This is a genomic window from Acinetobacter sp. 228 (assembly GCF_048147885.1).
Genome location: NZ_JAYWYV010000418.1, coordinates 1 through 1183, shown reverse-complemented (window position 1 = coordinate 1183; position 1183 = coordinate 1). Strand labels below are relative to the sequence as shown.

Sequence of the window (1183 nt, the reverse complement as noted above, 5' to 3'; positions counted from 1 at the left end):
CAGCGTTTTGGTAAGCGGTCAATTTATTTAATTGCCTTATGGGGGTTTGCTTTGGCTTCTACAGCAGGTGGTTTATTTAATCAGTTTGAATCGGTGTTGATTGCTAGAGCTCTGCAAGGCTTTTGTAGCGGATTAATGATTCCATTATCTCTTGGACTAATTTTTTCAGTTACGCCAAGTGAACAACGGGGAAGTACAACAGGATTATGGGGTGCCATGATCATGCTAACCTTAGCAGTTGGGCCTATGCTCGGAGCACTGGTTTTGGTATGGCTTAATTGGAAAGCCTTATTTTTTATCAATTTACCTGTTGCTTGTCTGGCATTAATTTTAGGCTATGTTTTTCTACCTAAAGAGCAAGGGGACAATAAGCAAGAGTTTGACTGGGCAGGATTCTTTTTTCTCGGTTCAAGCATAGTTTTATTACTTGGGACACTGAGCCAAATCCATCAAATTCAGGACTTACTTCAACCTCTATATGGTGTGCTTTTAGTTCTAAGTGTGCTGCTTTTTATAAGATTTATTTTTTTACAAAAGAATAAGTCGATGCCATTAATCGAGCCAGCTTTGTTTGCTACGAAGGGTTTCCGCTACAGCTTAGTCATTTGTGTGGCACAAACAGTAGGCTTATTTATTGGCATGTTGCTCATTCCACTATGGATACAGCACCTTCTAAAGTTAAGCCCGCTTTGGACTGGTTTTGCGCTAATGAGCAGTGCAGTAGTTACCGGTATTTGTAGTCAACCTGCCGGAAAATATCTAGATCGTTACGGTGCTGCAAAAATCATGTCTCTTGGACTAATAATTACTGTGGCTTCTTTTCTTTTGCTTGCTTGGGCACCTATACAAAATGTCTGGTTCATTGTGTTTTGTATGATATTACATGGCTTAGGAATGGGACTTTCTTATATGCCATCGACTACGGCAGGTTTGAACAGCTTACGCCAGCAGCAACAGCATCTAGTTACTCAAGCGGCCGCTCTAAATAATTTATTTCGACGTATTTTTGCAGCAGTGGCAGTCGTTATTGCCGCGTTATATCTTCAGCTAAGACAACAATCATTGCCGTTAAATACTCAAGCAATATTTACATCATTTCACACTATGCAGGAAATCTTTGTGTGTTGTGCAATTCTTATACTTTGCACTTTGCCGTTCGCATGGCGTTTTCCTGAACAGTACA

Annotated in this window: 1 protein-coding gene; it reads left to right on the top strand. The window is 40.3% G+C overall.

Features of this window, described 5'->3' with window-relative positions; genetic code table 11:
- Nucleotides 1-1183 (top strand): MFS transporter (locus VXQ92_RS19510; protein WP_416682906.1); only part of this gene is annotated, 1183 nt, incomplete at both ends.